This window comes from Mesorhizobium sp. M7A.F.Ca.AU.002.02.1.1 (assembly GCF_003998535.1).
Taxonomy (GTDB): domain Bacteria; phylum Pseudomonadota; class Alphaproteobacteria; order Rhizobiales; family Rhizobiaceae; genus Mesorhizobium; species Mesorhizobium ciceri.
Genome location: NZ_RZPB01000259.1, coordinates 1 through 7,521, shown reverse-complemented (window position 1 = coordinate 7,521; position 7,521 = coordinate 1). Strand labels below are relative to the sequence as shown.

At 62.3% G+C, this 7,521-nt stretch carries 11 protein-coding genes and 2 pseudogenes; 5 read left to right on the top strand and 8 right to left on the bottom strand.

The features are described 5' to 3' along the window. A pseudogene (locus tag EN879_RS17165) lies at window positions 1-249 on the bottom strand (lytic transglycosylase domain-containing protein); the annotation flags it as partial. A 181-nt stretch (window positions 250-430) separates the two neighbouring features. Between EN879_RS17165 and EN879_RS17160 the strand changes: the two are divergent. After that, window positions 431-1,000 carry a methylated-DNA--[protein]-cysteine S-methyltransferase gene (locus EN879_RS17160; protein WP_013530095.1) on the top strand — a complete coding sequence of 190 codons (570 nt, stop codon included), beginning with the start codon at window positions 431-433 and terminating at the stop codon, window positions 998-1,000. Between the two features lie 30 nt (window positions 1,001-1,030). On the opposite strand, the gene EN879_RS17155 is transcribed toward EN879_RS17160, so the two are convergent. Genes EN879_RS17155 through EN879_RS17145 form a run of 3 tightly spaced genes read right to left on the bottom strand, consistent with a single transcriptional unit; the run spans window position 1,031 to window position 2,839 of the window. Continuing rightward, on the bottom strand, window positions 1,031-1,519 hold the full coding sequence (locus EN879_RS17155) for a nuclear transport factor 2 family protein (RefSeq protein ID WP_063168800.1): 489 nt from the start codon (window positions 1,517-1,519) through the stop codon (window positions 1,031-1,033). A 26-nt stretch (window positions 1,520-1,545) separates the two neighbouring features. Next, window positions 1,546-1,935: a nuclear transport factor 2 family protein gene (locus tag EN879_RS17150; RefSeq protein WP_063168801.1), complete on the bottom strand. Its 390-nt coding sequence runs from the start codon at window positions 1,933-1,935 to the stop codon at window positions 1,546-1,548. Between the two features lies 1 nt (window position 1,936). Next, on the bottom strand, window positions 1,937-2,839 hold the full coding sequence (locus EN879_RS17145; protein ID WP_063168802.1) for an MBL fold metallo-hydrolase: 903 nt from the start codon (window positions 2,837-2,839) through the stop codon (window positions 1,937-1,939). A 149-nt stretch (window positions 2,840-2,988) separates the two neighbouring features. Here EN879_RS17145 and EN879_RS17140 point away from each other — a divergent pair, with 149 nt between their 5' ends. After that, window positions 2,989-3,879 (top strand): LysR family transcriptional regulator, encoded by an 891-nt coding sequence (locus EN879_RS17140; protein WP_024504141.1) that lies wholly within the window; start codon window positions 2,989-2,991, stop codon window positions 3,877-3,879. A 26-nt stretch (window positions 3,880-3,905) separates the two neighbouring features. Here the strand turns inward: EN879_RS17140 and EN879_RS17135 are convergent, their stop codons facing one another. Then, on the bottom strand, window positions 3,906-4,235 hold the full coding sequence (locus EN879_RS17135) for a hypothetical protein (RefSeq protein ID WP_063168803.1): 330 nt from the start codon (window positions 4,233-4,235) through the stop codon (window positions 3,906-3,908). 274 nt (window positions 4,236-4,509) lie between these two features. Here EN879_RS17135 and EN879_RS17130 point away from each other — a divergent pair, with 274 nt between their 5' ends. The 3 genes and pseudogenes from EN879_RS17130 to EN879_RS39975 all read left to right on the top strand — a co-directional run bounded on the left by EN879_RS17130 (window position 4,510) and on the right by EN879_RS39975 (window position 5,444). Next, a complete protein-coding gene (locus tag EN879_RS17130; protein ID WP_010910991.1) occupies window positions 4,510-4,722 on the top strand; it encodes a cold-shock protein in 213 nt (70 codons plus the stop codon). A 271-nt stretch (window positions 4,723-4,993) separates the two neighbouring features. Then, window positions 4,994-5,194 (top strand): hypothetical protein, encoded by a 201-nt coding sequence (locus EN879_RS17125; protein WP_013530089.1) that lies wholly within the window; start codon window positions 4,994-4,996, stop codon window positions 5,192-5,194. Then, window positions 5,191-5,444 (top strand): annotated as a pseudogene (locus EN879_RS39975) (hypothetical protein). Before EN879_RS17125 ends, EN879_RS39975 begins: the two are co-directional and overlap by 4 nt. Before the next feature lie 22 nt (window positions 5,445-5,466). Here the strand turns inward: EN879_RS39975 and EN879_RS17115 are convergent. The 3 genes from EN879_RS17115 to EN879_RS17105 form a co-directional block, all read right to left on the bottom strand. Further along, on the bottom strand, window positions 5,467-6,075 hold the full coding sequence (locus EN879_RS17115) for a glutathione S-transferase family protein (protein WP_013530087.1): 609 nt from the start codon (window positions 6,073-6,075) through the stop codon (window positions 5,467-5,469). Between the two features lie 112 nt (window positions 6,076-6,187). Then, a complete protein-coding gene (locus tag EN879_RS17110) occupies window positions 6,188-7,036 on the bottom strand; it encodes an EAL domain-containing protein (protein ID WP_063168804.1) in 849 nt (282 codons plus the stop codon). After that, window positions 7,033-7,521: EAL domain-containing protein (locus tag EN879_RS17105; RefSeq protein WP_164774442.1), on the bottom strand; the 489-nt coding region annotated here is incomplete at its 5' end. The genes EN879_RS17105 and EN879_RS17110, both read right to left, overlap by 4 nt.

Below are 7,521 nucleotides of genomic sequence, written 5' to 3'. Positions count from 1 at the left end.
CGCCGCAGCCGGCTGTGCGGCGGAATCGGGCGGCAGCTCGGCCGTCTGAACGGGGGCGATCCCCGATGATTCCGGCAGCACCGAAACCGTCTCCGGCAGAGGCACGGTGAAGCCGGCATCAGCGCCGGCGGCGGTCGCTGTTTCGGTGAGAGCAGGCGCGGACTTCATCTGCGAGGTCGACGTGCAGCCGCTGATGCCGGCGGCGGCCAGGATCACGCCGATCGCGATAAGGTTGAGTTTTGCTGGCAAGCCGCGCTCGGGTCCGGTTTGTCGGGTTGTTAAGAAATCCCTTACACCAGCGATTCAGGCCGGGCAATCGGGGCGATCAGGTGGTTTTCGGGTGGCGAGACGCGGGCGGCGATGCCATATTGTTCCGGATATGTACTGGGACGAATCCCGGATTTCGCCACTTTGCGGGAAGGAACGCATCATGGTCACGACAGCTTCGATCACGGCCGGCCACGCAGTGTTAGAAACAGTGATCGGTTTCATGGGCATTGCCTGGAGCGAAAAGGGCCTGATCCGGCTCTGCCTGCCCGAACGCAGCCGCGAAGCGGTGGAACGGCGCCTGCTGCGTCACGGTGGCGTTTCCGCTTCCACGGCGCAGCCGCCATGGGTGGTCGAGCTGATCGCAGCGATCAAGGCCTATGCGGCGGGCGAGGATGTCGATTTCTCCGCCGTACCGGTCGATCTCGACGGCGTCGACGATTTCCGCCTCGCCATTTACGACGCGGCGCGAAAACTCTCCTTCGGCGAAACCACCACCTATGGTGAGCTGGCCAAGACCGCCGGCCATGCCGGGCTCGCCCGCGAAACCGGGGCCGCCCTTGGAGCCAATCCGGTGCCGCTGGTCATCCCTTGCCATCGCATCCTTGCCGCCGGCGGCAAGATCGGCGGCTTCTCGGCGCCGGGCGGCTCGGTCACCAAGGAGAAGATGCTGGCCATGGAAGGCGTGCGCGTCGGCCCGCCGCCGCCGGCGCAGGTATCGTTCGGGTTTTGAGCGGCGGCCGGCGCTGGCAGAAGGCCTGGATCAGTACATCGGTCGCTTATTGACCGGGTTGGCGGGCACCGGCTGCATCACGTCCCAATGCTCGGCGATCTTGCCGTTTTCAACGCGAAAAATGTCCACGATGACGGTCTCCGGCATGTTACCTGCCCTCGGTTGAACGACCTGGGTCATGACGAGGTCGCCTTCGGCGATCACCCGCTTGAAGTCGACTTTTTGTTTTGGCCAATTGGCGACACCCATGCTTTCGAGAAGCTTTTTGACCGAGTCTCGGCCATCCGTCATCGTCGGGTTATGCTGAATGTAAGCCTCGGCCCAATAGCGGTCCAGCGCGGTAAGGTCATGGTCGCCGAACAGCGCCTGATAGGCTTTCAGGACAAGCGTCCTGTTTTTTTGAGTCAATTCATGCTGTTGCAGCACCTGCTTGACCGGCTTGGTGTTTTCCGCATGCGCCGCGGCGGTGAGCGCCGCGACCGCGAAAGCGGCCGCCGCGAAGGATTTAAGTTGCAGCACGGATGTCTCCCTCGGTTGCTTCGGTGTCAGGTCAATGCGCGCGCAACGAGCACCGTATCGACATACTGCCGCATGCGGATGATCTTGCCGTCCCGCAGTTCGTAGAGATGAGCGAAGGGGGCCGTCATGGATTTTCCCGTCGCCTTATATGTACCGGAATACACGCCGAAGGCCGCCACCCGGTCGCTATCGGCAATGAAGCTGTGCACGTCGGCGTGGTATCCGATCCACTCCGAGCCGAGCCGCTTGAAGACCCCCTGCATCAGGGCCTCGATGCCGACATAGGTGCCGGCATAGGGGAATCCTTCCGCCTCGGTCCATTCGATGTCGGCGGAAAGAACGGCCAGCAGATTGCGGCCGTTCTCCTCGGAAGTTCCCTCGTAGGTTCTACGGATCAAATCGAGGTTCGTCGCCATGTCAGCCCCACTTCATCTCGCCCTTGGCGACCTTGGATCCGACATCGAGGGCGACGCCCATACCGAGGCCGGGGAAGCGGGTCTCCATGGCGGCCTTCAACGCGGCGCTGTCTGCCGCCTTGTCCAGTTCTTCCTCGAAGGTGAGGAGATAGGACTTGGTGAACTCCACCGCCGAAGGACCGATCGCGGCATCGGGGGCCATGTGGCCGGGCACCACGACAGCGGGCTTGCGGGCGGCAATCGCGTCCAGCGTCTTGATCCAGGCGGCGCGGCTTTCCCTGGTCTGCGTGTCGGCGGTCCAGACGTGAACGCCCGAGAAGATCATCACCCCGCCGAAAACGGCATTGAGCGACGGCACGAACAGATAGCGGCGGTTGGCCAATCCTTCTTCCGCATTGACGATCTCTACAGTCTCGCCATCGACCGTCAGCGTTGCGCCGTCGAATGCCTCGGGGAGGACGATGTCGGAAAGCGCCTGCGGGCCATTTTCCTTCAGTTGCGGACCCCAGACGGCGAGCTTCTTCTCCACATTGCCCTTGATGGCTTCCAGCGTGGCGGAGGCAGCGATGACTTTTGCCTCCGGGAAGGCGTCCCGCACCGGCTTCAGGCCGAAGTAGTAATCGGGATCAGACTGAGTGACATAGATGGTGGTCAGCTTCTTGCCGGTGGCCTTGATGGCATCGGCGAGCGCCTTGCCGTCCGGATAGGTGAAGCCGCCGTCGATCAACAGGGCTTCGCTCGGCCCCGACAGCAGCACCGGCGCACGGAAGAAACCGTTTGGACCCGCCGGGAAGTGTTTCCAGCCAAGCTTGGCGCCGGCGGCCTGGCCGCTGTCGATGGGCGCGAAAACGGCGGTTGCGCCGAGGACCAATGAGGTCTTCATGATCTGTCTCCTCGTGAACATGGAATATCTCCGTTGAATGAAAGGGGATCGGGTGCGGCTACGGGCCCGCAGGGCGGACGGTAGACGGCACGGTAAGCCCTCTGGATTAATCAATAAATTGGCCGTAATAATACAAACTGTATGTTGAAAGCTTACAATGAGCCTTCGTGGTGGAATCGATAAACCTCAATCGCCTCGCCTATTTTGCCACCGTGGTCGACGCAGGTTCCTTTACCCGCGCGGCCGAGCGGCTTGGCATCACGAAAACAGTCGTCAGCCAACAAGTCGCTCGCCTCGAGGCTGAGCTGCGGACCACGCTTCTCGTGCGCACGACGCGAAGGGTCGAGCCGACGGAAGCAGGCCGTCTTCTGCATGCACGCTGCGTTCTGATCCTGCGGGATGTCGAAGAAGCGGTCGCCGAGGTTGGCGAGGCCAACGCCGAGGTGGCCGGTGTGCTGCGTGTTTCCGCGTCCAATGACTATGGCGCGATCGTGCTGGCCCCGATCGCCGCCCGCTTTCGCCAGAGATTTCCGGCCTGCGGCGTCGAACTGGTCATTTCCGATGCCATAATTGACTTGATCGGCAACAAGATCGACCTGTCCATCCGGGTTGGCTGGCTGGATGACTCCAGCCAGCAGGCGCGACGCATCGGCACCTTCCGGCAAATCCTGGTCGCGTCGCGGGATTTCGCGGCCGGGATCAGGGTGGACAAGCCGGAAGATCTTTCTTCCTTGCCGCTCGTTGCCAATGCCGTGCTTCGCAAGCCGTTCACCTGGAACTTCACCCGAGGCGATTCCGAGCCGCGCACCATCACCCTGCGCGAGGCGTTCTCCATCAACTCGACGCCCGCCGTACTGGAAGCGACGCTCGCCGGCGGCGGACTGGCAGTTCTGCCGGACTATCTGGTCGTCGACTATCTATCGCAGGGGCGCCTCGTCCACGTGCTCCCCGACTGGGCGCTGCCCTCCGGCGGCATTCACGTGGTCTATCCGGCGGCGCGCTTTCGCCCGCAAAAGGTGACGCAATTCGTATCCATGCTCACGGAGCATATCCGGGATTGAGAGCAATGGCTGCCGGTCGACAAGCGCTAGTTGTTATGGAAGAACCGCCGGCGGAAATGCCGGTCGTTGTCCGACCGCTTGCAGTTGTAGACCGGGCAGGACTTTGTGTCGGCGCTCGGCACGTAGGCTCGTGTCCTCACCTCGCCCATGCTGCAGAATCGCTGGCTCTGCACATAGCGGTCGTAGAGCGACAGTCCCGGCACCCGCTTCGACTGGTAGCGCAGGATGACCGCCCCCTGCCGGGCGATCGTCGCCTGAACGTTGCCGCAACTCATACGCGTCGGGTCGTAGCGCGAGATCGCCTGAGCCTGAGCGGCGACAAGCGTCAGGCAGGCGGCAAGCAGAATGGTTTTCATGGTCCTCTCCCTGATCCGCCGCCCAGGGACGTCGCGATCCGTCGTGACGCTCTCACGCGATTAGGGCGGCCATTGGGCAGCGCCCTGATCACGGCTTTCTCACACAGTCTTGTTTTTTGTGCGAAAGCAGCCTATATGCCTTCCATTGATATTTCGGCCGATCGATCCGGGCCTCGCGATAATCGCGTTTGCTGACGTCTATCTCCAAAATCTCGATGCACACCGGCTGGACCTCGGTCCGGTCAATCTAAAGCAAATGTGAAGGACTATCTAAATGGCAACTGGAACGGTCAAGTGGTTCAACGCCACCAAGGGCTTCGGCTTCATTCAGCCTGACGCGGGCGGCGCGGACGTATTCGTCCACATCTCCGCTGTCGAGCGTGCTGGACTGTCGACCCTGGTCGAAGGCCAGAAGATCAACTTCGAGATCGAGCAGGACCGCCGCACTGGCAAGTCGTCCGCTGGATCTCTGAGCAAGGCAGCCTGATTTTGCGATAGCGCGCGCCGGGCGAGAGTTCGGGGCGCGCGGCAAGTCACGGATGTACTGACAGTCGCGCGAGAAGCGCGCTGGAGCGGAAAGACCCGACAAGCTGGATCAGCAGATAGCTGCCAGCCCGGACCGGACGCTCCCGATCAGGCTACCAAGCATGGGAAGGCGGGATTTATCCCGCCTTTTTTGCTGTCTGGGTTAGGTGGCGCAGCCCGCACTATGGTTCCAACTTGTGGTACTTTTAGCCCAGTAGTGGTACCATTCGGCCATGACCAAACTTGAGCAGATCGAAAAATCCGTCGCCGAACTGAGCCCCGAGGAACTGAAGGCGTTTGCCGCCTGGTTCGAGGCGCTCCAGGCGGATATGTGGGACCGGCAGATGGAAGCCGACGCGAAGGCGGGCCGTTTGGACAGGCTTGCCGAACAGGCGCTGGCTGACCATCGCGCTGGTCGGACGCGGCCTCTGTGAACCACGTCGCCTCTCCATCGTTCTGGGAGGCTTATGAAAAACTGCCATCGTCAATCAGAGCAAAGGCGGACAGGCGTTTTGCCCGACTGCGTTCGATCCTTTTCATCCCTCACTGCATTTCAAACAGGTCGGTCGCTATTGGTCGGCGCGAGTTGACGAAAACTATCGGGCTGTTGCCATACGCAACAATGAAGATGTGATCTGGTTCTGGGTCGGCACCCACGCCGACTACGACCATTTGTTGAAATAGCCCCTCCTTCAGGAGGAGAAGGCTACCCCACCCACTCGATCGGCACATGCCCCGGATCCGCTTCCACGCGGCCAAGCCATGCCGACACCGCCGGATAGGCGTCGAGCTGGAAACCGCCCTGCTCCGCCGTATGCGTATAGGCATAGAGCGCGATGTCGGCGACGCTGAGCGCGCTGCCAGCGAAGAAGGCATTGTTTTCCAGATGCCTGTTCATCACGCCGAGCGCCTTGTTGCCGCGCTCCAGCGTCACCGCCAGCCGCTCCGGGGTCGCATCCCCAGCACGTTCGGGAAAGGTCAGCAGCGCCTTGCGCACGGCTATGTAGGGCTCGTGGCTGTATTGTTCGAAGAACAGCCATTGATACGCGAGCCCACGCTCATACCTGTCCGCCGGCAGGAAGCGTGTGCCTTCGGCGAGATAGAGCAGGATGGCGTTGGATTCGGCCAGCCGCCGGCCATCGTCGAACTCGAGCAGCGGCACCATGGCGTTCGGGTTCTTGGCGACAAAGTCGGCTTTGCGTGTGTCGCCTGTGTGCGAACTCACCTCGACGTTGGTGAAGGCTAGGCCAAGCTTCGCCATCAGCAGGCGCGGCTTGTAGCAATTGCCGCTGTCTATCATGCCGTAAAGTATCATGGCTGTTCCCCCGAGCACTGTCTCCGCGCGATTATCGCAGCGGCGGCGGACTCAACCAATGATTTGTTTTGTCGCGACGATCAGCGCCGCTGATGTGTGAATAGTGGCGCCCCTAGCCGAACAGCGGGACGACATTGCCGCCGGTACCCAGCAGCGTGTCGATGTTCAGTGGCTCTTCCTCGAAAACGGTCCCCGCCAAGGCTGGGCGGGCGAGGAGAAAACCCTGCAGCAGGTCGACGCCGCCTTCGAGCGCGGCGCGCAGATGGGTGGGCTGCTCGATGCCTTCGACCAGCACCTTGGCGCCGCGGTCATGCAAGCTGGAAACCAGCGGGCGGAAGAACCGTTCGGCGGCAGCGTGGCGACAGAACTCCGCGAACCAGGTGCCGTCGATCTTGACGATGTCGGGCTTGAGCAGGCTCACCCGCTCCTCGGTCGAGTGCCCGGTGCCGAAATCGTCGATGGCGATGCGGATGCCGTCGCGCCGCATTTCGCGCACCAGCCGCGCGAGAAGCGCGTCGTCCGCCGCCTGTTCGGTGATTTCGCAGACCAGCATGGCCGGCGCCAGGCCGAACTCGCCGAGATGCCTGGTCATCAGGCGAATCTCGGCCAGTGCCCGCCCGGCATGGTCGTTGATCAACGGATTGTAGTTGAAGAACAGGTCGAGCCCGTCGACGCCGATATTGCGAAAATTCCTGAGATGCAGCGCCCGGCACATGGTTTCCACAAACAGCCGGTCCGAGACGGCAACGCTTTCGAAGAATATCTTTGGCGCGCCGGGGCGGCCCGCACGGTGCGGCTCGATCAGGGCTTCGGCCGCGACCGCGTGAAGGAACCGGCCGCGCGGCGCGAAAATCGGCTGATAGGCGCTGCGCAGCCGGAACTCGCCATACATGCCGTATTCGATGCCGACTTCGTCGACCCGGATCGCATCGCCGACATTGCGCCGCCGATCACCTCTCATGTCGCCACGCGACGCCCAAAGGCCTTGACCGGCCGCGCCGAAGGCGTTGCCACGGCAGCAGCCGACGTGTCGACGGCAGCAGCGACAGGCGCCTGCCCGGCCTTGTCGAAGACGCCAAAGCTGGTCGGCGCCAATTCGGGCCGCGCCAGCACGAAACCCTGCACCATCGACGCACCCGATTTCTCGGCGAGCTCCAGTTGCCAGCCCTCCTCGATGCCTTCGAACACCGTATGGATGCCTTGCTCCTCGAAGTTCTTCACCATGGTGGTCAGCAACGCGAAGCCGGCGCCGGACTCCATCAGCTGCGTGATCCAGTAGGCATCGAACTTGACGATATCCGGCTTCAACTCCTTGACCCGGTTGATGTCGGAATCGTCGGCGCCATAGTCGTCGACGGCGATGCGGAAACCGTTGGCTCTCAATGCCGCGACGAAGCCGTGCAAGGCTTCCTGCGACGCCGACCGCTGCTCGGTCACCTCGCAGAC